Raw genomic sequence first — 23,953 nt, 5'->3', positions numbered from 1 at the left:
AGCAGTGTTCCCCGAGCCATGCCCCCGGAGCAGCGACACCTCGCCGCTTCCTCGTCGCGTCTGAGCAGTAGGTGTCGTGAATCCCAAGTCGCTGAGCAAGCTGGCGGTGCCCATCGGCATCGTCTCCGTCATCATGATGATGGTGGTGCCGGTGCCCGCCATGGTGCTGGACCTGCTGATCGCCTTCAACATCACCCTGGCCGTGCTCATCGTGCTGGTCAGCATGTACGTCAAGCGGCCGCTGGACTTCTCCAGCTTTCCCTCCCTGCTGCTCATCGCCACGCTCTTCCGGCTCGCGCTGAACATCTCCGCCACCCGCCTGGTGCTCACCGACGGCTACGCCGGTGAGGTCATCGGCGCCTTCGGCCACTTCGTCATCGGCGGCTCGCTGATCATCGGGCTGATGATCTTCACCATCCTGCTTGTGGTGCAGTTCGTGGTCATCACCAACGGCGCCGGCCGGGTGGCCGAGGTGGGCGCGCGCTTCACCCTGGACGCCATGCCCGGCAAGCAGATGGCCATCGACGCCGACCTCAACTCGGGCCTGATCGACGAGAAGCAGGCCCGTGAGCGGCGCGCCGAGGTCTCCTCCGAGGCCGACTTCTACGGCTCGATGGACGGCGCCTCCAAGTTCGTCAAGGGCGACGCCATCGCGGCCATCCTGATCACCCTGATCAACCTCATCGGCGGCATCGCCATCGGGGTGGTCTCGCACGGGATGCCCGTGGGCGAGGCGGTCAGCAAGTACAGCCTGCTCTCCGTGGGCGACGGCCTGGTCTCCCAGATCCCGGCGCTGCTGCTGTCGGTGGCCACCGGCCTCATCGTCACCCGCTCCAGCGACTCCGACGACCTGGGCACGGTGGTCGCCGCCCAGCTGGGCCGGCACCAGCGCGCGCTGCAGATCGCCGGTGGCGCCGCGATCGCGCTGTGCCTGGTGCCGGGCCTGCCCAAGCTGCCGTTCATCGCCGTGGGCGGGCTGCTGCTGTTCCTGGCCCAGCGCCTGGGCGCGACCACCAAGCAGGAGGCGGCCGAGGCGGCGATGCTCGAGGCCGCCACCGCCACCGGCCCCGCCCCGGACAGCACCAACGCGCTGCTGGACGACCTGGCGGTCGACCCGCTGGAGCTGGCGCTGGCCCCGGACATGATCTCCCTGGTGGACGGCGCCGGCGCCGACCTGCTCGACCGGGTGCGCGCCCTGCGCCGCAAGCTCGCGCTGGAGCTGGGCCTGGTGATGCCGCCGGTGCGCACCCGCGACAACCTGGACCTGCCCGCCTCCACCTACGCCATCAGCGTCAACGGCGTGGAGGTCGCCCGCGGCGCCGCGCCGGCCGGCACCGCCCTGGCCATCGGCGACAACCTGGACAACCTGCCCGGGGTGGTGGGCCAGGAGCCGGTGTTCGGGCTGACCGGCAAGTGGATCCACACCAGCCTGCGTGGCCAGGCGGAGATGCTCGGAGCCACCGTGGTGGACCAGTCGTCGGTGATCATCACGCACCTGTCCGAGATCGTGCGCACCCACGCCAGCCAGCTGCTGGGCCGCGAGGACACCGCCGCGCTCACCCAGGCCCTCAAGCGCAGCCACCCAGTGGTGGTGGAGGACCTCACCCCCGCCCTGCTGAGCCTGGGCGAGGTGCAGCGGGTGCTGCGGGCGCTGCTCGACGAGGGGGTGCCCATCCGCGACCTGGTGCGCATCTTCGAGGCGCTCTCCCTGGCCGCGAAGACCGGCACCGACCCCGACCGGCTGGTGGAGGCTGCGCGCCTGGCCCTGGCCCCAGCCATCACCGCGGCCCACCTGACCGATGGGCGCCTCAGCGTGCTGACCCTCGAGCCGTCCATGCAGCAGGGCCTGCTGGAGTCGCTGCGGCCCAGCGAGACCGGGGTGCAGCTGCTGCCCACCCCGGACCTGCTCGAGGGCGTGCTGGAGGGCGTGGCCCGGATGCACCAGCAGGCCCTGGAGCACGGCTACCGCCCGGTGCTGGCCTGCGCACCGCAGATCCGGCTGCCGCTGCGCCGGTTGATCGCCAGCACGGTGCCCGACCTGCCGGTGATGTCGTACTCGGAGATTTCCCACAACGCGGTGGCCGTGGACACCGTGGGCGTGGTGGCTGACGGCCGCACGGTCGGTGTCTGACATGAGCGACGCCGAGACGGCAGACACCACCGGGGTGCTGACTGCCGAGGGCAGCGACGTGCGCCGCCTGGTGGAGCAGCTGCGGGAGCGCCACGGCGACATCAGCGTGCTCAGCCACGAGCGGGTGCGCCGTGGCGGCGTGGCCGGCTTCTTCGCCCGCGAGTCCTTCCGCCTCACCTACCGGGTGCAGGCCGCGCCACCCGCCCCGGCCGAGGTGGACCCGGCCGCAGCGCTGGAGCCGGCCGAGCTGGACCCGGTCGCGGCGCTGGTGGCGGACGCTGACCGGCTGGACCACGTGGACACCTCGAGCGACGGCCGGACGCTGTCCGCCTCGGAGGACGGCTGGCACGTCGACGACGCCCTGCTGGACCTGCTGGGCTCCACCGACCACCGGGAGAGCACGCTCAACGGCACCCCGCACGAGCTCGACTTCGCCCAGGTGCTGCAGAACCTCGTCGGCGGCAGCAGCTCCCCCAACGGCACCGGCTCCGTCAACGACCGCGGCTCCTTCAACGACACCGGCTCGTTCAACGACACCGGCCACACCAGCGACGGTCCCGACGATGTGCCGGACGCTGGGCTGCTGGACCTCCCCCGCTCACCGGCGGCGCCCAGCGTCGGTGGCGGCGCGGCCACCCGGCGGCGGATGGAGATGCTGGTGCAGCTGCGCGACCTCGGCGTCCCCGTGCTCACCGGCCCCGCCGCCGGCACCGACAACGTCTTCCAGGCGCTGGCCGACATCCTGGACGAGCTGCCTCCACCCCCGCTGCCGCCCCGCGGTGCCGGCGAGCTGCTGGTGCTGGTGGGCGATCTCGCCCCCAGCCTGCGCACCGCGCACGCCGTGGCGGCCACGCTGCGGCTGGACCCCGCCGGCATCCGGGTGGCCGGGCACCCCGGCGACCCGGTGCTGGCCCACCCCGGCACCCCGGTGATGAGCACCCCGGCCGAGGCGACCGCCCTGCGCGCGGAGCTGACCACCGCCACCACCCCCGCCGTGCTGGTGCTGGGCACCGACGGTGGGCCTGAGCACGGCGAGGACCCCTGGGGCCCGGCGATGCTGCAGGCGCTGCACCCGACCGTGGTGTGGGCGGTGGTGGACGCCACCAGCAAGACCGAGGACACCCGCGCCCGGCTGCGCCCGCTCGGCGCCGACGCGCTCTGCGTGCACTCCTCGCGGCGCAGCACCAGCCCCGCCACCGTGTGGGACCTGGACCTGCCCGTGGCGCTGCTGGACGGGCGCCCTGCCGACGCGACCGCCTGGGCGGGGCTGCTGTTCGCCCTGTTGCGCACCGGTGCTCGTCGGGCAAGCACCTGAGCTGGCCCCTGCCCCGGCTCCGCCGCCGCCCGTTCCTGATCGACCGAGAGGTACCCGATGTTTCGCTGGTCCGTCCTGCTGCTCGCCCTGGTGATGAGCGTGCCCGCGCTGTGGTCGGCGTTCGTGGTGGAGTCGATGAGCCCGACCACCGCCGGCGTCCGCTTCCTGGTCGCCGTGCCGGTGGCGGCGCTGATGGTGGCCGCGCTGCGCGCTGTCACCGCACCCCCACGGCCGGCACCGGCCGGCGCCGCGGGGCGCGGACCGGTGGTCCGCTGAGCACGTTCAGCGCGATGCCGCCCGGGTGGTCACGGACCAGGCCACCCTTGCGTGGCTGTGCGACGTCGACGTCGCTCGCACCAGCCGAAGGAATGGCTCCCTCGAGAAGCCCGAGCAGTGGATGGCGCTCGGCGCACCGTAGGGGTCGAAGCCGGCGCTGCCTTGGGCGACTCGTCTAGTCGGTCGCGGGGTCCGGCTTGCTGCCTGCTGGATCGAGCGCCGTGCGCAGCGCAGCCAGGGCGTCGTCGCTGGTGGTCACGGCCTGGGCGTTGGCCTGCTGCAGCTCCCGGTAGACCTCCTCGCGGTGCACCTGCACCGCCCGAGGAGCCTCGATGCCCACCCGCACCGCGTCGCCACGGACCTCCGACACCGTGATGACGATGTCGTCCCCGATCATGATGCTCTCGCCGGCACGGCGAGTGAGGATCAGCACGGTGTTGCTCCAGGCGTTGTGGGTGAGCCGGTCTCGGCGACGCCCACGCTATCGTGCGGACGCCAGCAGCGGGACGCGCAGCGACAGCGACGTGTCGCGCAGCACCAGCTGCACCCCGGTGCCCAGGCGGGGGGCGATGACCACCGGTGCGAGCAGGTTGGCGGTGGCGTCGTCCAGCCGGTCGGTGAGGGTGACGATCACCAGCACCGACACCTCCTCGTCGTCGGCCACGCCGAGGCAGCCGAGGTCAGCGGCGCTGATCGCCGGGGAGTAGTCCGGGAAGAACGTGGCCGGGTCGGCGAGGATGAACCGCAGCGACGGGGTGCGCGCCGAGCGCAGCGCGTACAGCACGCCGCCCTCGTCCACCGGGTCCAGGGTGAACTCGTGGTGGTCGGGAAAGCCCGGGATGGGCTCGGCCAGCCGCACCGTGCGGGGCAGTGCGGCGGCGGGGGCGCCGCTGGCCGTCACCGCCGGCCCGTCCAGCACAGTCGGGCCGTCCAGCACAGTCACCTCAGTCAACACAGTCACCTCAAGTAGTCCAGCAGGGAGATCTGACGGATCTTGGCCGTGGTGGCCAGGGCTGCCTGGTAGGCGGTGTCCGCAGTGGTCAGCGCGATCACGGTCTCCGCCAGGTCGATGTCCTGCAGCTCGGACAGCTGGGTCTTCAGCTGGGTGGTCTGCACCAGCGTCGCCGTCTGCACCGACTGGACGCTCTGGTAGCGCGACCCGGCCAGCGCCTGCTGGCCGGTGACGGCCTGCCGGGCGCTGTCCAACCTGGACAGCTCCGGGCCCAGCGCGGCGGGGTTGCTGCGCAGCTTGGCCGCGATGTCGGTGAGCACGTCGAAGACGGTGTTGCCCGGGCTGCCGAACGCCGCGGTCCCGGAGCCGCTGACGGTGACTTCGTTGTTGGGGCCCACCGTGCGCTGCACCGTGCCGGCGTCGCCGACGTAGGCCCCGCTGCGGTCGAAGGCCACCGGCCCGGCGGTGCTGCCACCGAAGACGGGGCGGCCCTGGTGGGTGGCGTTGGCCAGCGACAGCAGCGCCGTCCGGGCCTGGTCGACCTGCTGGGCGAGCGCCTCGTTGGACGTGGCGTCGGCGCTGCCGGTGTTGAGGCCCTGCAGCACCAGGGTGCGCACCTGCTGCACCTGGTTGCCCACCGCGCTCAGGGTGGAGTCGACCGTGGTCAGCCACCCGAGCGCGTCGGTGGCGCTGCTCTGGTGCTGCTCGGTGCGGCGCAGCTCCGAGCGCAGCTGCAGGGCGGTGGCGGTGCCCGACGGGGAGTCCGACGGCTTGGTGATCTGGCGGCCTGACGACAGCCGCGCCTGCACGTCCTGCAGCCGCGAGGCGGTGGACTGCAGCCCGGCCAGGGTGGCCCGGGCCGAGGACTGCTCGGTGACTCGCATGGTTACAGGCCCACCCTTCCGGTGCGGCTGATGAGCGTGTCCAGCATCTCGTCCACCGTGCTGAGCACGCGGGAGGCGGCCTGGTAGGCCCGCTGGTAGGTGAGCAGGTTGGCGGTCTCCTCGTCCAGGCTGACCCCGGAGGCCGCCTGGGCGAGGTCGTCGACGCTGGTGGTCAGCGCCTGCTGCACCGCGGCCTGGCGGCTGGTGGCCTGCACCTCGGAGCCGAGGGTGCTCACCAGCTGCCGGTAGCGGGCGTCGGCGCCGGAGGGGGCGGTGCCCAGCGCCGCCATCCGCCCGGCGAGGGAGCCGTCGAGGTTGCCGCCGGGGCTGGCCGAGGCAGCCAGGTCGGCCGGGTCGGTCACCGCCACCCGCAGCGTGGCGGCGGTGGTGCCGGTGAACAGGGCGGTGCCGGCCGCGCCGGCCAGGGTGTATCCGCTGGTCTGCACCGCGTTGACGCTCTCCGCCAGCCCGGCGGCCACGGTGTCCAGTCGGGCGGCGTAGCCGGGCAGCACCGTGGCGAGGGCGTCCGACAGGCTGCCGAGCACGCCGCCGACCCGGCCGGCGGGGGCCTCGCCGCCCACGGTGAGCCCACCGCCGGGGCCGGCCGCCACGGTGGCCGCGGTGCCACCGGAGACCAGCGTGCGCCCGCCGAGCACCACGGTGGCGCTGCCGTCGCGCGTGATGGTGGACTGCGCCCCGGTCAGGTCGGCCAGCGTCATCAGCAGGGAGTCGCGCTGGTCAGCCAGCGCGTTGGTGCTGGAGCCGGTCGCCGTGGCCAGGGTGAGGGCTCGGTTCACCTCGGCCAGCGCGGTGGCCGCGGTGTCGACCTTGCCGGCCGCCTCGGCCAGCTGGGTACCGACACCCTCGGTCAGCCGCTGCAGCGCACCGGCGGTGGCGGTGATCGATGCGGCGAGCCCGGCCGCCTTGACCAGCACCACGTTGCGGGCGTCCAAGTTGCCCGGGTGGTTGGCCACCTCGGTCCAGGACTTCCAGAACCCGTTGAGCTCCTCCGACAGCCCGGTGTCGCTGGGCTCGAGGAACAGGCCCTCCACGCTGGACAGCGTGCCGGCACTGGTCTGCAGGTAGCCGTTCTGGCCGTGCTCCACCCGGGCCCTGGCGTCCACCACGGGGTCGTTGAGCCGGCTGGTGCCGGCGATGGTCACTCCGGTCGCGGCGTGCGGAGTCGAGTACATGCTGGGCACGCCCGCCACCGGGCCCACCGACGCCAGGTCCGCCCGCTGGCGGGTGTACCCCGCGACGCCGGCGTTGTTGATGTTCTGCCCCGTCACGTCCAGGGCGTAGCGCTGCGCCGCGAGGCCCGACATCGCTGTGCTGATGCCGGCGAAGGTGCTGCTCATGCCTGCTGGTCCATCAGCACCGGTGCGCGACCGGTGGCTTCGGCACCGCCGCGGTGGTCGTAGGTGTCCAGGCTGCCGGTGAGCTGCTGCAGCGACTCCCGCACAGTGCTCGCGCCGGCGGTGAGCAGCTCACGGTTGGTCCGGGTGGTGGTGTCCACCTCGTCGGTCAGCGCCCGCAGCGCGCTGCGGTGCTCGGTGAGCACGGTGGCCCACGGCTCCGGCGCCTCGGCGGCGAGCTCGGCCAGGGTGGGCAGCTCGTCGACCTCCAGGTCGGCGGCGATCACCTCGCTCTCGATGGCCCGCAGCACCTCGGTGCAGCGCAGCTGGTCCAGCGCGGACTCCAGCTCCTCGGTGGCCGAGTCCAGCATCCGGGTCTGGCCCGACTGCAGGATCAGCTGCTGCTGGACCAGCTTGAACTGCACGTGCTGCAGGGCCTCCCGCTCGCGCCACAGCACCGTCGACACGGCGGAGTAGCCCGCTGCTTCCTTCGTCTGAACCATGATCAACCCAATCCTCCGACTTGCCTGTCTGATCGGCCGTCGGCAGCGGGACCTGAGCCCGTGGACGTCTCTGCCCTCACCCCATCACACCGCCGACGTCCCCGCCCAGGCGTGCCGCGGCGCCGGGGTGACCTCATGTTGTTGGGGCAGCGGCCGATTGGGCTGCTGTCGCGGACGATGGAGGCAGGCAGCGTGGATGAGATGGACGAGATCGTCCAGGAGTTCCTGGTGGAGAGCGGGGAGAACCTCGACCAGCTCGACCGCGACCTCCTCGCCCTCGAGGTCGAGCCGACCTCGCGCGAGGCCCTGGCGAGCGCGTTCCGCACCATCCACACCATCAAGGGGACCAGCGGCTTCCTGGCCTTCAACCGGCTGGAGCAGCTCACCCACACCGGTGAGTCGCTGCTGTCGCGGCTGCGGGACGGTCAGCAGCGCATGAGCACCGCCACGGCGGACGTGCTGCTGGAGATGGTGGACACCGTTCGCGCCCTGCTGGCCACCATCGAGGCCGACGGCAGCGAGGGCGAGGTGGAGACCGAGGCCGTGTCCGCGCGGCTGCGGGCCCTGCTGGCCGACCCGACCAGCCCGCCGACAGTTCGGGAGGTGATCCCGGCACCCGCCGTGGTGGCCGCAGCTCCTGCTCCTGCCCCGGCCCCCGCTCCCCCACCACCTGCTCTCCCTGCCGTGCCGGCGCCGGTCGGTGAGCTGGCTGCCCCGGCGCGCCGCTCGGCGGCGGAGGGGTCGCTGCGGGTGGACGTGGAGGTGCTGGACACCCTGATGCAGCTGGCCGGCGAGCTGGTGCTGGCCCGCAACCAGCTGCTGCGCGGCGTCGGGGCGCTGCACGACCCCGCCCTCACCCGCACCGCCCAGCGGCTCAGCGCCATCACCACCGAGCTGCAGGAGAGCATCATGCAGACCCGGATGCAGCCCATCGACCACCTGTGGTCGAGGCTGCCCCGCGTGGTGCGCGACCTCGGCGCCCAGTGCGGTCGGCAGGTGCGGCTGCTGATGACCGGCCAGGACACCGAGCTCGACCGCGCGCTGCTCGAGGCCATCAAGGACCCGCTCACCCACCTGGTGCGCAACGCCGTCGACCACGGGATCGAACCACCCAAGGCCCGGGTGGCGGCCGGCAAGCCCGCGGAGGGCACCGTGCACCTGCGCGCCTACCACCACAGCGGCCAGGTGGTGGTGGAGGTCGCCGACGACGGCGCCGGCATCGATCCCGCCCGGGTGGCCCAGCGTGCCCTCGAGCGGGGACTGCGCAGCGCCGCGCAGCTCGCCGAGATGTCCGACCGCGACGTGCTGCACCTGGTCTTCCACCCCGGGTTCTCCACCGCCACCACGATCACCACCGTCTCCGGCCGCGGGGTCGGCATGGACGTGGTCAAGACCAACATCGAGTCCATCGGCGGCACCATCGAGCTCGAGTCGACGCCCGGCACCGGGACGGTGTGCCGGCTGCGCGTCCCGCTGACCCTGGCCATCGTGCCCGCGCTCACCGTGGCGTGCGCCACCGAGCGCTTCGCCATCCCCCAGAGCAGCCTGCTGGAGCTGGTGGCGGTGGAGGCCGCAGCCATCGAGGACGTGGCCGGCGCCCCGGTCTACCGCCTCCGTGGTGCGCTGCTCCCGCTGGTCGACCTCGCTCGCGAGCTCGGCCTGCGCCACGACCACGCCCGCGGCGCGCAGGTGGTCGTGGTGGTGCAGGCCGGCAGCCGCCGCTTCGGCCTGCTGGTCGACGGGGTGGTCAACACCGAGGAGATCGTGGTCAAGGCCCTGAGCCCGGTGCTGCGCGGCCTGGCGCCGGGCGGCCCGGCGACGGACGGCACCAGCCTCTACTCCGGGGCGACGATCCTCGGCGACGGCCGGGTCGCGCTGATCCTGGACGTGCAGAACCTCGCCCGCCGCGGGCTCCACCCCGACCTGGCCGAGCGCGCCCTCCGGGCCCCTGAGCGGACGGGCAGCGTGGCTGAGCGCGAGCCCCAGCGGCTGCTCGTCGCGACCGTGGGCGAGGGGCACCAGGTGGCCATCGCCATGGCCGTGGTCACCCGGCTGGAGATGATCGCCGCCGCACGCGTGGAGCAGGTGGGCACCGGCGAGCTGGTCCAGCACCGGGGCGCCATCCTCCCGCTGGTCCGGCTCAGCCGGTACCTGGACGTGCCGTGCGCACCGCACCGCACCGAGCTGCCGGTGGCGGTGTGCTCCCGGGGCGGGCGCAGCGTGGCCGTGGTGGTGGAGGAGATCCTGGACATCGCCGAGCACGACGGCTCCCCCTACCGCGGCACCGACGACCGCCGCTACCTGGGCACCGTGGTGGTGAAGGGCCAGATCGTGGGCCTGGTGGACGTGGAGCGCGCCATCCGCTCGGTGGCCCTGGACTTCGACGCCGCCGTCCCCGAGGCCGCTCTCCCTGAGCCCGCCATCCCCGAGGCCCCCGCCCCCGAGGCCCCCGCCCCCGAGCCCACTTCCCCCGAGCTGGCCGGGGCCGGGGCATGAGCAGCACCCAGCTGGCCACCTTCTGGCTGGGCGAGAGCCTCTACGGGGTGGGCGTGGACCGCGTGCGGGAGGTGCTGCGCCACCAAGCCCTCACCCGGGTGCCCGGAGCGCCGGCAGCCATCGCGGGGCTGCTCAACCTGCGGGGGCAGGTGGTCACCGCCGTGGACCTGCGCACCCGGCTGCAGCTGTCCCCGCGTCCGGCCGAGCTGGCACCGATGCTGGTGGTGGTGCTGGTGGCTGGGGAGTGCGTGGCCCTGCTGGTGGACCGTGTCGGCGCGGTCGTCGAGGTGGACGAGAGCAGCTTCGAGCCGCTGCCGGACACCGTGCGGGGCGTGGGACGCGACCTGGTGCTCGGTGCCCACAAGCTCGACGACCACCTGGTGCTCAGCCTCGACGTGGCGGCCGCGGTCACCGGGTGACGGGCATTTCCGCGCCTTCGCTCATGCGGCCCCGCACGGGGTCGATCAACTCACTGACGCTGCTCCACCAGGTTTCCGAGAGGACTTCATGTCTACGCTGACGATGGGCGCGCCGATCGCGGCGGCTGCCGTGGGAGGTGGCCGGCGCACGCGCAACCCGCTGTACCGCTGGTTCGCCAACCGGTCGGTCACCGTCAAGCTGCTCATCGCGGTCGGCTTCATCACCGTGGTCGCGGTGATCTCCTGCGTCGTGGCCAGCACCGCGCTGCACGACGCGGGCAAGGACGTCACCGGCCTGGCGCAGGTGCAGCGGGACGTCGTCGCCCCGCTGAACGAGCTCTACGAGACGGAGCTGGCGGCGGAGCCGCTGGTGCCCTCGCTCGCCGCCGCACCCACGGGTGCGGCCAAGCAGGAGTGGCTCCGCAAGATCGCTGCCAGCGACGCGGCCGTGGACGGCACGATCGCCCGCCTCACCCCCGTGGTCAGCGCCTACCCCACCTGGGACGCCTACGTGAGCGCCTGGCAGCAGTACAAGAGCGTGCGCGACACCACGCTGCTGCCGGCCGCGCTGGCCGGTGACCTCGCCGGCTACCAGAGCGCGTTCACCGCGCAGGGCCAGCCGGCGCTGGACCAGCTCGTCGCCGCCCGCAAGCCGATGCAGGCCCTGGCCAACCAGTACTTCCTGGACTTCGCCGAGGACTCCCAGGACCGCACCGACCGCGCCATCGTGGTCTTCACCAGCGTGCTGAGCGTCGGCCTGCTGCTGGCGCTCTGGCTGAACTACCTCATCGCCGGGATGGTCCGGCGTCCGCTGCGCCGGGTGCAGCGGGCCCTGGAGGCGATGTCTCGCCGCGACCTCACCGTGGGCTCGAACGTGGAGGCCGACGACGAGATCGGCCGGATGGCCAAGGCTCTGGAGCAGGCACAGGTCAACTTCCGCGAGGTCATCGGCAGCGTGGTGGGCTCGGCCGACTCGGTGTCCACCTCCGCCGAGCGGCTCTCCGCCACCTCCAGCCAGATCGCCGCCGCAGCGGAGGAGACCGCCGTGCAGGCTGGCGTCGTCGCCGCGGCCTCGGAGCAGGTGTCGCGCAACGTGCAGACGGTCGCGGCCGGCTCGGAGGAGATGGAGGCCTCCATCCGCGAGATCGCCCAGAACGCCAACGAGGCCGCCCGGGTCGCCTCCCAGGCCGTCGCCGCCGCGGAGACCACCAACGCCACGGTGGCCAAGCTTGGGGTCTCCTCGCAGGAGATCGGCAACGTGGTCAAGGTGATCACCTCGATCGCGGCGCAGACCAACCTGCTGGCGCTGAACGCCACCATCGAGGCCGCCCGGGCCGGTGAGGCGGGCAAGGGGTTCGCGGTGGTGGCCAACGAGGTCAAGGAGCTGGCGCAGGAGACCTCCCGCGCGACCGAGGACATCGTGCGCCGGGTGGAGGCCATCCAGTCCGACACCGCCGGCGCCGTGCACGCCATCGGTGACATCGCCGCGATCATCGCCTCCATCAACGACTTCCAGCTGACCATCGCCTCAGCGGTGGAGCAGCAGAGCGCGACCACCAACGAGATGAGCCGCAACGTGACCGACGCGGCCGCCGGCACCGGCGAGATCGCCGCGAACATCACCGGGGTTGCCTCGGCCGCCTCGTCCACCACCGCCGCGGTCTCCCAGACGCGCACCGACGTCGACGAGCTGGCCCGGATGGCAGCGGACCTCCGCAGCCAGGTCTCCTCGTTCGTCTACTAGGGCCGCCCCGGATGAGCACCCGTCAGCCCGGCGACACGCACCGGGACACGCCCACCACCAGGGCTGTCACCGTCCTGGTGGTGGACGACTCTGCGCTGGTGCGGCGGCTGGTGTCGCGGGTGCTGGAGGAGGCCGAGGGCATCAGCGTGGTGGGCACCGCCGCCAACGGGGAGCTGGCGCTGCGCAAGATCGCCGAGCTGCGCCCGGACCTGGTCACCCTGGACGTGGAGATGCCCGTGATGGACGGGCTCGCCACGCTGCGGGAGATCCGTCGCCGCCACCCCCGGCTGCCGGTGGTCATGGTGTCCACGCTGACCGGCCACGGCGCCGCGGCCACCGTGGAGGCCCTGGCGCAGGGCGCCAGCGACTACGTGTGCAAGCCCAGCAGCGGCGCCAGCCTGGCCGCGTCGCTGGCCGACGTGCGCGACCAGCTCGTGCCGCGGGTGCGGGCGCTGACCGCGCGGGCAGTACCGGTGGGGACGCGTGCCCGCCGGACCAGCAGCACCGCCGCAGGTGGCCCGGGCGCGCCGGCCCTGCTCCGGCCGGCCGCCGAGGTCGGCCCGGTGCCGCAGGTGCTGGCGGTGGGCAGCTCCACCGGCGGGCCAGAGGCCCTGACCCGCCTGTTCGGCGCGCTGACCGCGGCCCTCCCGGTCCCGGTGGTGGTGGTGCAGCACATGCCCCCGGTGTTCACCCAGATGCTCGCCGGCCGCCTCGACCGCCTGGGCCCGGCCACCGTGGTGGAGGCGCAGCACGGCCAGCTGCTGCAGCCCGGGGTGGTCTACCTGGCCCCGGGTGGGCGGCACCTGGAGGTGCAGCGGCGGGCAGGCGCGGTGCGCACCGTGCTGCACGACCGCGCCCCGGAGAGCTACTCCCGGCCGTCGGTGGACGTGCTGTTCGGCTCGGTGGCCGCGGCCTACCCCGGCTCAGCACTGGCCGTGGTGCTCACCGGCATGGGGCAGGACGGCCGGCGTGGCGCCCGGCTGCTGGTGGAGAGCGGCTCGCAGGTGGTGGCGCAGGACGCGGCGTCGTCGGTGGTGTGGGGCATGCCCCGGGCCGTGGTGGAGGCCGGCCTGGCGCGAGAGGTGCTGGGCCTGGACCAGATCGCCCCGTACCTGCTCGGCCGGCTGTCCCGCCCCGCGGCGCGACGGGTGCCCGCCGCGGCGACGTTCGGGACCAGCCGATGAGCATCGGAGCACCCGAGTTCCAGTTCGTCGCCGCGCTGCTGCTGCGCGAGGCGGCCATCGTGCTGCTGCCCGGCAAGGAGTACCTGGTGGAGGCCCGGCTCAGCCCGTTGGTGCGCGGCGAGGGCCTCACCGGGGTGTCCGAGCTGGTGCGTGCCGCCCAGCACCCCGACGCCCGGCAGCAGCGCTGGGCGATCGTGGAGGCGCTCACCACCAACGAGACGTCGTGGTTGCGCGACCCCGGCGTGTTCGCCGGGCTGCGCACCGAGCTGTTGCCGCGGCTGCTGCTGGAGCGGGAGCGCAGCTCGGTGCTGCGGCTGTGGTCGGCGGCGGCGTCCACCGGGCAGGAGGCCTACAGCCTGGCGATGGTGCTGGACGACATGCACCGCAGCGACGAGATGGCCCCGCAGCAGCGCTTCGAGGTGCTCGGCACCGACCTCTCGCACGCGGTGCTGACGCAGGCCCGGGCCGGTCGGTACTCGCAGCTGGAGATGAGCCGCGGGCTGCCGCCGACCTACCGCGACCGCTACTTCACCCAGGACGGACCCACCTGGCAGGTGCGCGACGTGCTGCGCCGGCAGGTGAGCTTCCGCCAGCGCAACCTGGTGGACGCCTTCACCACCCTGCCCACCTTCGACGTCATCTTCCTGCGCAACGTGCTCATCTACCTCGACCCGGCGCACAAGACGTCGATCCTGCGCCGGGCGACCCGGGTGCTCGCGCCGAACGGCTGGATCGTGCTGGGCACCGCGGAGAGCACCCGCGGCCTCACCGACGACCTCGAGCAGGAACGGTTCGCGGGCCTGTCCGCCTACCGGTCCCGCACCTCCGCTGCTGTGCACCTGACCAGGAAGGGATGACCGTGCGTGCCATCGTGATCGATGACTCCTCGGCGATGCGAATGATCCTGCGACGCATCGTGACCAAGTTCGGATTCGAGGTGAGCGAGGCGGTCGACGGCCGCGACGCCCTGGAGCGCCTCGCCGCGGCCGACCCCGTGCCCGACGTGGCCCTGGTGGACTGGAACATGCCCGAGATGAACGGCCTGGAGCTGATCCAGGCGTTGCGGGCGGACCCGCGCTACGCCGCGATGACCCTGCTCATGGTGACCACCGAGAGCGAGCAGAGCCAGGTGGTGCGGGCGCTGGCCGCCGGCGCCCACGAGTACCTGGTCAAGCCGTTCACCCCCGACGCCCTCGCCGAGAAGCTGCAGCTGCTCGGCCTGGTGCCGGCGCGGGCCTGAGGTGCACGCTCCCCTGGCGGTCCCCGCCACCCCCGCGCGGCTGCCCACCCCCGCGCGGCTGCCCACCCCCGTGCGGCTGCCCACCCCCGTGCGGCTGCCCACCCCCGTGCCGCTGCCCACGCCCGCGCAGCTGGGCGAGGTGCTGGCTCGGGTGTGGGCGGCCTACCTCGACGGCGAGCTCACCCTGCTCGACCCGCCGAGCGGTCCAGCCGCGAGGGCCCGGATGCTCGCTGCGGTGTCGATCAGCGGGGCCTGGGCGGGCCACGTGCAGGTCTCGATGAGCCCGGGTTGCGCCCACCGGCTGGCTGCCGGGCTGTGGGGCGGTGACCTCGTCGACCCGAGCACCACGGTGCTCGCCGACGCACTGGGCGAGGTCGCCAACATGGTGGGCGGTGCGGTGAAAAGCACGCTGGGCACGGACCTGGTGCTGTCGCTGCCCCAGGTGGTGCTCGACGCCGCCACGCTGATCAGCGTGGACGCCGAGCCCCGCGTGCAGGTGGCGGCCCGCTGGCGCCGCCAGGACCCCGGCCGACCCACCGACGAGGTCATCGAGGTGTCGCTGTGGCAGCGCCGCAGCACCCCCCGGGCGCGGGGAGGCCAGGCATGAGGGTGCTGGTGGCCGACGACTCCACCGTGATGCGGCGCATCGTGGTCCGCACCCTGCGCCAGGCGGGCATCGAGTGCACCGAGGTCCTGGAGGCCGCCAACGGGGCTGAGGCCTACGAGGTGGCCCTCGCCGAGGAGCCGGACCTGGTGCTGTCGGACTGGAACATGCCCGGGATGAGCGGGCTGGACGCGCTGCGGGCGCTGCGGGCGGCCGGCTCGCGGGTGCGCTTCGGGTTCGTCACCTCAGAGTCCTCCGACGAGATGCGTGCCGCCGCCACCGCCGCCGGCGCCGCCTTCCTCATCGTCAAGCCGTTCACCCCGGAGACCTTCCGCGACGCGTTGGAGCCCGCCTGATGACCACCCTGCCCCCGGTGAAGCGCGTCAAGGACATCCTCGACGGACTGCTCGGCCGCGACGTCACCACCCGGCCCGGCACCCCGCTGGACGGGGTCGGCGCCATCGGCGGCGTGCTGGCCACCTACGTCAACGACACCGACGAGGTGTGCGCGGTGGCCGGCTGGGACCTGCGCGCCGCCGCCGGCGTGGGAGCCGCGCTGGGGCTGTACCCGGCAGGCACCGTCCGCGAGGCGGTGCACCAGCAGCACCTGCCCCAGGACCTGTTCGACGCCCTCAGCGAGGTGAGCAACGTGCTCGCCTCGGCGTTCCAGCTGCCGGGCAACCCACACCTGCGGCTGGAGCGCACCTACCGGCCGGTGGCCGCGGCACCGCCCCTCGCGACGTCGCTGCTCTACTCCGGCCTGCAACGGCTCGACCTGGACCTCGACGTGCCCGGCTACGGCCCCGGCCGGCTGTCGGTGGCTGCCGCTGCGTAGCCACCGACCTGTTCCCCAGCTCCACCCGCTCTGGCTCACCCCGCGGCCCACACGGCCGGCACGACCGAATGGACACACCATGCACCTCACCCTCGCACCGTCGGGCCCGGGCGACGTCAAGCGCGACCTGGAGGTGCTCGTCACGGACCTGGCCGGCCAGCTGCTGGCGGTGACGTCGATGACCGCGCCCCAGGCCTGCACGGCGGTGCTGCGCGAGCTGGTGGAGCACTTCGACGTGGACGCCTGCTACCTGCGGCGCAACGACACGGTGCTGGACGCGTCGGTGCTGGTGGCCGAGTGGCCACCGCGCGCCGCCCGGGCGGGCCCGGACCCGATGCAGGTCGTGCCCTTCCGCGACGGCGCCACCGTGCTGGGGATCCGGGCGCACCCGCGGGAGGTGGTGTTCGCGCCGGTGCGGGCGGAGACCTACCGGGTGCTCGGGCAGGCGGTCTCGAGCAACGGCCACACCACGGTGGCGGTGCCGCTGCGCACCGGCAGCGCCACCGTGGGCGTGCTCGGCGTGGTGGTCCGCGGCGAGCGGAGCTGGAGCCCCCGGGAGATTCACGCGCTGCAGGCGGTGGCGGCGTTCCTCACCCACCTGCACGCCCGGGTGAGTGCCGAGGAGCGGCTGCGCTTCCTGGCCGACCACGACGAGCTCACCGGCTTGCCGGCCCAGCACGTCCTGCTGACCGAGCTGCGCCGCCGCCTCGCCGCGCCCGAGCAGCACCCCGTCGGGCTGGTGCACGTGGCGGTGGACCGGCTGAAGGTGGTCAACCACTCCCTCGGCCACGCCGCGGGGGACGAGTTTCTCCGGGTGGTGGCCCGGCGGCTGACCGAGGCCTTCGCCGGCGACCTGGTGGTGCGGCTGGGCGGCGACGAGTTCGTCCTGCTGCTGGGCGAGCCGGCCCGGCTCGGCGAGGCGGAGCAGGCCGCGGTGCGGGCCCAGCGGTCGATCGCGGCACCGGTGGCGCTGAAGATGGAGAACGTGGGCCGGACGGCGAGCATCGGGGTGGCCGTCGCGGTGCCCGGCCGCTGCGGCGCCACCGAGCTGCTGAACCGCGTCGCCCAGGCGTCCACGACGTCGAAGGAGCGGGGCGGCAACACCATCACCTGCTACACCGAGCAGATGCACACCGAGGACGCGGTGCGCACCGACATCGAGATGCGGCTGCGCACGGCCGTGCAGGGGCACGGCCTGCTGCTGCACTACCAGCCGGAGATCGACCTGCGCACCCGCGAGGTGGTGGGGGTGGAGGCGCTGGTGCGCTGGCAGCACCCGGTGCGCGGTCTGCTGCAGCCGGACTCGTTCATCGGCATCGCCGAGTCCACCAACCTCGCCGGCGAGCTGGGGCGCTGGGTGCTGCAGGAGGCCTGCCGCCAGCTGGCCGCCTGGCGCCGCGCACGGCCGGGACTGGCGCTGCAGCTGCGGGTGAACGTCTCCCCCGTCCAGCTGATCACCGCCGACTTCGTGGAGACCGTGGCCGCGGTGCTCGACGAGCACGACCTGGCCGGGCCGCTGCTGTGCCTGGAGATCACCGAGCACGCCGTGATCCACGACCTGGCGACCGTGCTGCAGACGCTGCGCGGGCTCAAGCGGCTGGGCGTGCAGGTGGCCATCGACGACTTCGGAACCGGGCGCAGCTCGCTGGACCAGCTCAAGCAGCTGCCGGTGGACACCCTCAAGATCGACCGCGGCTTCGTGCACAACGTGGACGCCGACCCCAACGACCTGGCCATCGTGAAGTCCATCATCGGGCTGGCCCAGGCGTTCGGGCTGGACGTCGTGGCGGAGGGGGTGGAGAACGAGCCGGCGGCGGAGGTGCTGCGAGCACTGGGGTGCCCCACCGCCCAGGGCTACCTGTTCAGCCGGCCGGTGCCACCGGAGGAGCTGGAGCGGCTGCTCGACACCACCTTCGCTGCCGGGCTGGGCGCTGCCGGGCGGGAAGCCTGCTGAGGCTGCGGGACCACCGGCTGCGGCGGCGTACGGGCGGGCAGCTGCACCAGCAGGTCTCCGGGCCGGGCCACCGTCGGTTGGTGGGTCACGCACACCACGGTCCGCCCGCGCAGGGCCAGGCGCAGGTCCTGCACCAGCGCCGCGGCGGTGGGTGGGTCCAGGTGCGCGGTGGGCTCGTCCAGCAGCACCACCTCCCGGTCGGCCAGCAGCGCCCGGGCCACCGCCAGCCGGCGCCGCTCCCCGCCGGAGAGCGCGGTGCCGCCCGAGCCCACCGGGGTGTCCAGGCCCGCGGGCAGGGAGTCGACCAGGCGGTCCAGCCCCACCTGGGTGAGCGCGGCGCGCATGGCCGGCTCGCGCAGCTGCCCGCGCGGGGCCGCCAACGCCAGGTTGGCCCGCACCGAGGCGGCGAAGACGTGCGCGTCCTGCGGGCACCAGGCGATGGCTGAGCGGACGTCGGCGCTGTGCACGGCGGCGGTGTCCACCTGCTCCAGCTGGTAGCTCCCGGCCCGCGGGCGCAGCGCCGCCATGAGCACGCTGAGCAGGGTGGACTTGCCTGAGCCCGACGGCCCGGCCACCACCACCCAGCCGTCGCCGGCCGACGCCGACAGGCTCAGCCCGCGCAGCACGTCCGGCCCACCCGGCCACGCCGCCCACAGGTCGGCGGTGCGCAGCGACTCCACCGGCCGCGGCAGCGCCACCGGCGCGGGGGGCTCGGCCGCCACCGGCTCGGCCAGCACTGCCGCCACCCGCGTGCGGGCGTCCTGCCACGCCCGCCGCTGGCGCAGCGCCGCACCGAGGTTCACCAGTGGATCGAGCAGCCCCAGCGGCGCCAGGGCCAGCACCGCCAGCGCGGGCACCGAGATCGCTCCCGTGGCCACCGCCGAGCGACCCACCCCCAGGGCGAGCACGGCGGCCCCGCCGCTGGCCAGCACCGCCACCGCGGTGCTCGCCGCCCGTGCCAGCGCCGCCCGCCGCGCGGCCACACCCTGGTGGCGACCACCGCGGTCGAGCTCGGCCACCGTCGCCGCCACCAACCCGTGCGCCCGCAGGTCGGCCGCGCCCTCCAGCGCGGTGGCCGTCTCCTGCAGGGTGACGGTGCGCAGCTCGTCGGCGCGGCGGGCCGGGCCCCGGTCGGCCACCCGGTGCACCGCCACCACCAGCGCCACCGCGGCGGCCACCACCACCGCCACCGCCAGGCCCGCCGCCGGGTCCAGCACCGCCAGCACCCCCGCGGTGCCGGTGAGCACCAGGCCGGCCACCCACGGTGGGGTCAGCACCCGCACCGACAGCTCCTGCAGCAGGTCGACGTCGCCCACGACGCGGGCCAGCGCGCGTCCCGGGGTGCGGTCGGCGGCCGGGCCCTGCGCCACCAGCGCCCGCCAGAGCTGCACCCTGGTGCGGGCGGCCAGGCGAAGCGCGGCGTCGTGGGCGGCCAGCCGCTCGGCCCAGCGCAGGACGGCCCGCACGAGGGCGAAGAAGCGCACCCCGACGATCGCCACCAGCAGCACGAACACCGGGGGCTGCTCGGCGGCGCGCACGATGAGCCAGCCCGACACCGCGGTGAGCGTGCTCGCGGCTGCCGCCGAGCCCACGCCCGCGGCCACCGCCCGCACCAGCGCCCGGCGCGGCCACCGGGTCTGCCCGGTGGAGGTGGCACTGGTCGCCGCCACCGCTGCCTGCGGCTCCTGGTGGGCGGGCGGGGCGGCGCTGGGCCGGGGGCCGGGACTGCCGGCCGGCGCGGCGGGGACCGGGACTGCGGCGGGGAGCCCGGGCAGGTCCACGACGTGGTCGGCGAGCGCGGCCAGCGTGGGCTCGTGGGTCACCAGCACCGTCCGCACCTGGTGCCGCACCCGGGCCAGCGCCTGCTGCACCACGGCGGTGGCGGCCGGGTCCAGCGACGCGGTGGGTTCGTCGAGCAGCAGCACCGACGCCCCGCGGTGCACCCGCACCAGGGCTCGGGCCAGCGCCACCCTGGCCAGCTCACCGGGCGAGAGGGTGCGGCAGCGCCGCTGCGCCAGCCCGGGGGCCCCGACCTCGGCCAGCAGCGCCGGCACGTCCTGCTCGTGGGCGCCGTGGCGGACCAGCTCGGCGGCCACGGTCGGTGCGGTGGTCCGCGGGAACTGCGGCACCACCGCCACCTCGCCGGGCACCGTCACCGATCCGGTCACCCGGGCACGGGGGCCGTCGCGGAGCGTGCCGGCCAGCACCGCGAGCACGGTGGACTTGCCCGCCCCGCTCGGTCCACGCAGCGCCAGCACCTCCCCGGGTGCCACCGTGAGGCTCAGCCCGTCCACCGCCGGTGCCGCGCGGCCGTGTCGCTGCACCCGTAGGTCGCGCACGGCCAGGTGGGGGCCGGGCTGCACCACCGGCCGCGCCCGCTCGCCGGTGAGCACCTCCTCGGCCGCGGCCACCGCTGCCGCGGCGTCCTCGCTGGCGTGGTGCGCAGACCCCAGTGCGCGCAGCGGCGCGAACGCCTCGGGGGCCAGCAGCAGGGCGAACAGCCCGGCCTGCAGCGGCATCTCCCCGTGCACCAGGCGCAGGCCGATGGACACCGCCACCAGCGCCATGGACAGCGTGGCGATCACCTCGAGCACCAGGGCGGACAGGAACGCCACCCGCAGCGTGGCCATCGTCCGGACGCGGTGCGCCTGCCCCAGCCGGCTCAGCGCGGCCAGCTGGTCGGCGGCGCGGCCCAGGCCCACCAGCACCGGCAGCCCCCGCACCAGCTCGGCCACGTGCTCGGCGATGCGGTCCAGCGCCAGCGCGGCCGCCGTGGTGCGCTCGCGGGTGTGCCACCCCACCAGCACCATGAACAGCGGCACCAGCGGCAGCGTGCACGCCACGATCACCCCGGACAGCCAGTCGGTGGCCAGCAGCGCCACCAGCACCACCGGGGGCACCACCACCGTCTGGGCCAGGGCGGGCAGCACCGTCACCAGGGCCGGTGCCAGCTCGTGCAGCCGGGTGCCCGCGAGCAGCGCCGCCGGCCCGGTGCCGCCGGCCGCCTGCACCGCCTCGCCCTCCCCGGCCAGCAGCCGGTCCAGCACCCGTCGGCGCAGGGTGTCCTCGCCCCGGCGGGCGTCGCGCTCCACCGCCACGTCGCCGAGGAACCCGCTGAGCGCGCGCACCCCCACACCGGCCGCGGCAACCGCGAGCATCGCCGCGGGACCGTCGCCGCCGGCCTGGCTGCCGCGGGCCACGTCGGCCAGCGCGGCCGCCAGGCCGGCGGCGAGCAGCACCATGCCCACCACCTGTCCCAGGGCGGCCAGGCCGGCCCGCAGCAGCGCCGCCCGCACACCGGGGACACCGGCCAGCGGTGCCAGCGGTCCCCTGGCGGGGACGCTCACGCGGGAACCGAGTGCGGGCCCTGGTCGTCCGCGGTCAGCCGACGGCGGAACACCCAGTAGCTCCACGCCTCGTACACCAGCACGAACGGCAGCACGAAGGCCGCGACCCAGGTGATGAACACCAGCGTGTAGTGGCTCACCGAGGTGTCGTAGATGGTGAGGTCAAACGCCTCGGTGAGGGTGGAGGGCACCACCACCGGGTACTGCGCGCCAAAGATCGTGCCCACGCACAGCAGCATGAACAGCGACCACACGGTGAAGGCCCAGCCCTCCCGGTCGGCCCGCACCAGCCACCAGGCGAGCACAGCGGCCAGCACCGCCACCACGGCGGCGGTGGCGGTGGCGGCGTTGCCGAACCGCGCCTGCGCCAGCCCCACCCACACCAGCAGCGGCAGCGCGCCCACCGGCAGCCACGTCTTGGTCAGCCGCCAGGCCCGCGCCCGCACCGGCCCATCGGTCTTCAGCGCCAGGAAGATGGCGCCGTGCACCACGGAGAAGGCGAGCACGGCCACTGCACCCAGCAGTGCCGTCCAGCCCAGCCCGGAGAACGCCCCGCCGGTGCGGGTGCCGTCCTCGGCGATGGGCAGGCCCAGCGTGGTCACCGCCAGCGCCGCGCCGATGCCCAGGCAGGCGACGGTGGAGGACACGGTGACGGTGCGCGTCCACCCCTGGTTCCAGGCCTCGGTGTCGTGGGAGTGACGCCACTCGAAGCCCACGGCGCGTGCGATCAGGGCCAGCAGCACCACCACGAACGGCAGGTACATCGCCGGCAGCCAGCTGGCGTACCAGCCGGGGAACGCGGCGAAGATCGCCCCGGCCGCCGTGATCAGCCACACCTCGTTGCCGTCCCACACCGGGCCGATGGTGCGCAGCATCAGCGTGCGCTCGGCGTCCCCGCGGGCGAGCACGGGCACCAGCATGGCCACCCCGAAGTCGAAGCCCTCCAGCAGCAGGAACCCCATCCACAGCACCACGATGGCGATGAACCACAACGTCTCCAGGTCCACGATGGCTCTCCTGCCGGGTCAGGGGTGCTGCTCAGCCGCACCAGGTCAGTAGGCGTCCGGGGTCAGTAGGCGTCCGGGGTCAGTAGGCGAACGACAGGACCCCGTCCTCCTCGCGGGCGTCGTCGCGGCGCCGCCCGTCGGGGCCCTGCGGGCGGTCCGGCCCCTGCGGCCCACCGCCGTCGCTGGACGGTGGCTCGCTGGAGGAGGTGCCGCCGGCATCGGTGGGCACCCCCTTGCGGACGAACTTCACGACGAGCCAGAGCTCGACCACCGCGAGCGCCCCGTAGAGCAGGGTGAGGGAGATCAGCGAGGTCAGCACCTCGGCGCCGCCGACCCCGGGCGAGACAGCCTGGGCGGTGAAGAACCACACCCGCTGGTCCAGCGGCACGTCTGGGTTGGGCGCCACCACGAACGGCTGGCGGCCCATCTCGGTGAAGACCCAGCCGGCGGAGTTGGCCACGAACGGCGCGAAGATCGTGGCCACCGCCAACCACGTTCCCCCGCTGCTCACCAACCGGTTGTCGGGCAGGCGACCCTTCCTGGTCACCCACAGCGCGAGCGCGGAGACGATCGCGGAGACGAAGCCGAGCCCGATCATCAGGCGGAAGCCCCAGTAGGTCACCGCCAGCAGCGGCTGGTAGTCGATCGGCTGACCCGCCCGCTCGCCCAGCACGGCCGGATCGTCGGGATAGCTGGTGCCGTAGGCAGCCTGGTACTCCTGCTTGAGCTGGTTCACCCCGGGCACCGGGTCGCTGAAGTTGCCGTGCGCCAGCAGGCTGAGCACTCCGGGAATGGTCACCGAGTGCACGTCGTCGCACTGGTTGCTGTTGGCCTTGCCCACCGCGAACACGGAGAACGCCGCCGGCTGCTCGGTGTTGCACAGCGCCTCCGCCGAGGACATCTTCATCGGCTGCTGCTGGTACATCAGCTTGCCCTGCCAGTCGCCGGTGAGCGTGACCAGCACGAACGCCACCACCGACACCCAGCCGCCCAGGCGCAGCGACTTCATCCACACGCCGTGCTCGACGTCGTTGGTGGGCAGCTTCTCCTTGCGCCGGCGGTTCAGGTGGTACCAGGCCACCCCGACGAGCAGCGCCCCGGCCACCGCGAGCGCGCCGGAGATGACGTGGCTGAAGGCGGCCAGCAGGGTGTTGTTGGTCAGCACCGCCCACACGTCGTTGAGCACCGGGGTGCCGTCGGCGTCACGGGTGACGCCCACCGGGTGCTGCATCCAGGAGTTGGCGCCCAGGATGAAGTACGCCGAGGCGATCGAGCCGCCCACCGCCAGCCAGATGGACGCCAGGTGCACCTTCTTGGGGATGCGCCCCCAGCCGAAGATCCACACGCCGAGGAACACCGACTCCAGGAAGAACGCCACCAGCGCCTCCAGCGCCAGCAGCGACCCGAACATGTCGCCCACGAACTTGCTGTACTCGCTCCACGCCAGGCCGAACTGGAACTCCTGCACCAGCCCGGTGGCCACGCCGAGGGCGAAGTTGATCAGGTAGATGCGGCCCCAGAACCGGGTCATCCGCAGCCAGGTCGCACTGCCGGTGCGCACCCAGAGGGTGTTCATGGCGACCACCAGGATGCCGAGACCGAGGGTCAGCGGAACCATGATGAAGTGGTAGACGGTGGTGATGCCGAACTGCCACCGGGCGATGTCGAGAACGTCCACAGCCGGACCTCCACCCGGTCGGTGATTGC

At 73.9% G+C, this 23,953-nt stretch carries 21 protein-coding genes; 13 read left to right on the top strand and 8 right to left on the bottom strand.

All coding sequences use genetic code 11. The features are described 5' to 3' along the window. Nucleotides 1-76: 76 nt before the first annotated feature. Genes flhA through AC3YO9_RS10665 form a run of 3 tightly spaced genes read left to right on the top strand, consistent with a single transcriptional unit; the run spans nt 77 to nt 3,722 of the window. Entirely contained in the window at nt 77-2,131 is a 2,055-nt protein-coding gene (flhA, locus tag AC3YO9_RS10675; RefSeq protein WP_127783037.1) for a flagellar biosynthesis protein FlhA, read from the top strand. A gap of 1 nt (nt 2,132) precedes the next feature. Then, nucleotides 2,133-3,446 carry a hypothetical protein gene (locus tag AC3YO9_RS10670; protein ID WP_489983112.1) on the top strand — a complete coding sequence of 438 codons (1,314 nt, stop codon included), beginning with the start codon at nt 2,133-2,135 and terminating at the stop codon, nt 3,444-3,446. Nucleotides 3,447-3,503: 57 nt separating this feature from the next. Then, entirely contained in the window at nt 3,504-3,722 is a 219-nt protein-coding gene (locus tag AC3YO9_RS10665) for a hypothetical protein (RefSeq protein ID WP_489983111.1), read from the top strand. Nucleotides 3,723-3,897: 175 nt separating this feature from the next. Here AC3YO9_RS10665 and csrA read toward each other — a convergent pair whose 3' ends face one another. The 5 genes from csrA to AC3YO9_RS10640 are packed head-to-tail and all read right to left on the bottom strand — an operon-like array spanning nt 3,898 to nt 7,416. After that, the gene (gene csrA, locus AC3YO9_RS10660) at nt 3,898-4,155 is read right to left on the bottom strand and encodes a carbon storage regulator CsrA (protein WP_127783040.1); all 258 of its coding nucleotides are present in this window, start codon (nt 4,153-4,155) and stop codon (nt 3,898-3,900) included. A 48-nt stretch (nt 4,156-4,203) separates the two neighbouring features. Next, nucleotides 4,204-4,665, bottom strand: a complete 462-nt coding sequence (gene fliW / locus AC3YO9_RS10655; RefSeq protein WP_489983464.1) for a flagellar assembly protein FliW — start codon at nt 4,663-4,665, stop codon at nt 4,204-4,206. A gap of 14 nt (nt 4,666-4,679) precedes the next feature. Next, the gene (gene flgL, locus AC3YO9_RS10650) at nt 4,680-5,558 is read right to left on the bottom strand and encodes a flagellar hook-associated protein FlgL (RefSeq protein WP_489983110.1); all 879 of its coding nucleotides are present in this window, start codon (nt 5,556-5,558) and stop codon (nt 4,680-4,682) included. A 2-nt stretch (nt 5,559-5,560) separates the two neighbouring features. Beyond that, nucleotides 5,561-6,916 carry a flagellar hook-associated protein FlgK gene (gene flgK, locus AC3YO9_RS10645; protein ID WP_489983109.1) on the bottom strand — a complete coding sequence of 452 codons (1,356 nt, stop codon included), beginning with the start codon at nt 6,914-6,916 and terminating at the stop codon, nt 5,561-5,563. Then, nucleotides 6,913-7,416 carry a flagellar protein FlgN gene (locus AC3YO9_RS10640; protein ID WP_127783044.1) on the bottom strand — a complete coding sequence of 168 codons (504 nt, stop codon included), beginning with the start codon at nt 7,414-7,416 and terminating at the stop codon, nt 6,913-6,915. The genes flgK and AC3YO9_RS10640 overlap by 4 nt, the downstream gene beginning before the upstream one ends. Nucleotides 7,417-7,617: 201 nt before the next feature. Between AC3YO9_RS10640 and AC3YO9_RS10635 the strand changes: the two genes are divergently transcribed. From AC3YO9_RS10635 to AC3YO9_RS10590, 10 genes are all read left to right on the top strand, one after another. Continuing rightward, a complete protein-coding gene (locus AC3YO9_RS10635) occupies nt 7,618-9,912 on the top strand; it encodes a chemotaxis protein CheW (protein WP_489983108.1) in 2,295 nt (764 codons plus the stop codon). Continuing rightward, a complete protein-coding gene (locus tag AC3YO9_RS10630; protein ID WP_127783046.1) occupies nt 9,909-10,331 on the top strand; it encodes a chemotaxis protein CheW in 423 nt (140 codons plus the stop codon). The genes AC3YO9_RS10635 and AC3YO9_RS10630 overlap by 4 nt, the downstream gene beginning before the upstream one ends. A gap of 88 nt (nt 10,332-10,419) precedes the next feature. Next, nucleotides 10,420-12,075, top strand: a complete 1,656-nt coding sequence (locus tag AC3YO9_RS10625) for a methyl-accepting chemotaxis protein (RefSeq protein WP_489983107.1) — start codon at nt 10,420-10,422, stop codon at nt 12,073-12,075. An 11-nt stretch (nt 12,076-12,086) separates the two neighbouring features. Further along, on the top strand, nt 12,087-13,259 hold the full coding sequence (locus AC3YO9_RS10620) for a protein-glutamate methylesterase/protein-glutamine glutaminase (RefSeq protein ID WP_489983106.1): 1,173 nt from the start codon (nt 12,087-12,089) through the stop codon (nt 13,257-13,259). After that, complete coding sequence (locus AC3YO9_RS10615; protein ID WP_489983105.1) at nt 13,256-14,116, top strand: CheR family methyltransferase; 861 nt, start codon at nt 13,256-13,258, stop codon at nt 14,114-14,116. Before AC3YO9_RS10620 ends, AC3YO9_RS10615 begins: the two co-directional genes overlap by 4 nt. Beyond that, entirely contained in the window at nt 14,113-14,499 is a 387-nt protein-coding gene (locus tag AC3YO9_RS10610; protein WP_127783050.1) for a response regulator, read from the top strand. Before AC3YO9_RS10615 ends, AC3YO9_RS10610 begins: the two co-directional genes overlap by 4 nt. 1 nt (nt 14,500) lies before the next feature. Next, on the top strand, nt 14,501-15,106 hold the full coding sequence (locus AC3YO9_RS10605; RefSeq protein WP_489983104.1) for a chemotaxis protein CheX: 606 nt from the start codon (nt 14,501-14,503) through the stop codon (nt 15,104-15,106). After that, a complete protein-coding gene (locus tag AC3YO9_RS10600; protein WP_489983103.1) occupies nt 15,103-15,459 on the top strand; it encodes a response regulator in 357 nt (118 codons plus the stop codon). Before AC3YO9_RS10605 ends, AC3YO9_RS10600 begins: the two co-directional genes overlap by 4 nt. Continuing rightward, complete coding sequence (locus AC3YO9_RS10595; protein WP_489983102.1) at nt 15,459-15,938, top strand: hypothetical protein; 480 nt, start codon at nt 15,459-15,461, stop codon at nt 15,936-15,938. The genes AC3YO9_RS10600 and AC3YO9_RS10595 overlap by 1 nt, the downstream gene beginning before the upstream one ends. A gap of 79 nt (nt 15,939-16,017) precedes the next feature. Next, nucleotides 16,018-17,892, top strand: coding sequence for a putative bifunctional diguanylate cyclase/phosphodiesterase (locus AC3YO9_RS10590; protein ID WP_127783054.1), 1,875 nt, complete (start codon nt 16,018-16,020; stop codon nt 17,890-17,892). Here AC3YO9_RS10590 and cydC read toward each other — a convergent pair. From cydC to AC3YO9_RS10575, 3 genes are all read right to left on the bottom strand, one after another. Continuing rightward, nucleotides 17,793-21,239 (bottom strand): thiol reductant ABC exporter subunit CydC, encoded by a 3,447-nt coding sequence (gene cydC / locus AC3YO9_RS10585; RefSeq protein WP_489983101.1) that lies wholly within the window; start codon nt 21,237-21,239, stop codon nt 17,793-17,795. The two genes, AC3YO9_RS10590 and cydC, sit on opposite strands and share 100 nt — an antisense overlap. Beyond that, nucleotides 21,236-22,246 (bottom strand): cytochrome d ubiquinol oxidase subunit II, encoded by a 1,011-nt coding sequence (gene cydB / locus AC3YO9_RS10580; RefSeq protein WP_489983100.1) that lies wholly within the window; start codon nt 22,244-22,246, stop codon nt 21,236-21,238. Before cydB ends, cydC begins: the two co-directional genes overlap by 4 nt. A 79-nt stretch (nt 22,247-22,325) precedes the next feature. After that, nucleotides 22,326-23,924: a cytochrome ubiquinol oxidase subunit I gene (locus AC3YO9_RS10575; protein WP_489983099.1), complete on the bottom strand. Its 1,599-nt coding sequence runs from the start codon at nt 23,922-23,924 to the stop codon at nt 22,326-22,328. Nucleotides 23,925-23,953 lie beyond the last annotated feature (29 nt).

The sequence above is a fragment of the Rhodococcus sp. Z6_132 genome (assembly GCF_058133635.1).
The sequence above is the reverse complement of the archived record's forward strand: the minus strand, read 5'-3'. Positions and strand labels throughout refer to the sequence as shown.

Bases quoted from the DNA above. Each gene is read 5' to 3' on its own strand.
- AC3YO9_RS10670 (WP_489983112.1), top strand. From the start codon at position 2,133: ATGAGCGACGCCGAGACGGCAGACACCACCGGGGTGCTGACTGCCGAG.
- AC3YO9_RS10665 (WP_489983111.1), top strand. From the start codon at position 3,504: ATGTTTCGCTGGTCCGTCCTGCTGCTCGCCCTGGTGATGAGCGTGCCC.
- flgL (WP_489983110.1), bottom strand. From the start codon at position 5,558: ATGCGAGTCACCGAGCAGTCCTCGGCCCGGGCCACCCTGGCCGGGCTG.
- flgK (WP_489983109.1), bottom strand. From the start codon at position 6,916: ATGAGCAGCACCTTCGCCGGCATCAGCACAGCGATGTCGGGCCTCGCG.
- AC3YO9_RS10640 (WP_127783044.1), bottom strand. From the start codon at position 7,416: ATGGTTCAGACGAAGGAAGCAGCGGGCTACTCCGCCGTGTCGACGGTG.
- AC3YO9_RS10635 (WP_489983108.1), top strand. From the start codon at position 7,618: ATGGACGAGATCGTCCAGGAGTTCCTGGTGGAGAGCGGGGAGAACCTC.
- AC3YO9_RS10630 (WP_127783046.1), top strand. From the start codon at position 9,909: ATGAGCAGCACCCAGCTGGCCACCTTCTGGCTGGGCGAGAGCCTCTAC.
- AC3YO9_RS10625 (WP_489983107.1), top strand. From the start codon at position 10,420: ATGTCTACGCTGACGATGGGCGCGCCGATCGCGGCGGCTGCCGTGGGA.
- AC3YO9_RS10620 (WP_489983106.1), top strand. From the start codon at position 12,087: ATGAGCACCCGTCAGCCCGGCGACACGCACCGGGACACGCCCACCACC.
- AC3YO9_RS10615 (WP_489983105.1), top strand. From the start codon at position 13,256: ATGAGCATCGGAGCACCCGAGTTCCAGTTCGTCGCCGCGCTGCTGCTG.
- AC3YO9_RS10610 (WP_127783050.1), top strand. From the start codon at position 14,113: ATGACCGTGCGTGCCATCGTGATCGATGACTCCTCGGCGATGCGAATG.
- AC3YO9_RS10600 (WP_489983103.1), top strand. From the start codon at position 15,103: ATGAGGGTGCTGGTGGCCGACGACTCCACCGTGATGCGGCGCATCGTG.
- AC3YO9_RS10595 (WP_489983102.1), top strand. From the start codon at position 15,459: ATGACCACCCTGCCCCCGGTGAAGCGCGTCAAGGACATCCTCGACGGA.
- AC3YO9_RS10590 (WP_127783054.1), top strand. From the start codon at position 16,018: ATGCACCTCACCCTCGCACCGTCGGGCCCGGGCGACGTCAAGCGCGAC.